The sequence below is a fragment of the Cupriavidus sp. 05T313 genome, from assembly GCF_056396665.1.
Map to the genome: position 1 here is coordinate 1 of NZ_JBFTLX010000713.1, position 365 is coordinate 365.

At 69.9% G+C, this 365-nt stretch carries 1 protein-coding gene; it reads left to right on the forward strand.

The genetic code is table 11. The annotated features are described in order from the left end of the window. Positions 1–56: 56 nt before the first annotated feature. Positions 57–365: ferrochelatase (locus tag AC1DKD_RS42510; protein WP_477144903.1), on the forward strand; the 309-nt coding region annotated here is incomplete at its 3' end.

Below are 365 nucleotides of genomic sequence, written 5' to 3' on the forward strand. Positions count from 1 at the left end.
GTGCCGTTCTACACCGGACGCCGCATCTCCGCGGACGAGGTTGCCGAGGTCCTCGCATGAGCCCGGAGCAGCAGGCCGCCACAGCAGTCAACCCCGTGACCGAGGCCGGACGCATGGCCCCCAAGAGCTATGACGCCGTGCTGCTGGCCTCCTTCGGCGGCCCGGAAGGCCAGGAGGACGTCATCCCGTTCCTCCGCAACGTCACCCGTGGCCGGGGGATCCCGGACGAGCGGCTCGAGGAAGTCTCGCACCACTACCGCGCCAACGGCGGCATCAGCCCCATCAACCAGCAGAACCGCGAGCTGAAGGCTGCGCTGGAAGCCGAGCTGGCTGCCCGCGGCATCGAGCTTCCCGTGCTGTGGGGC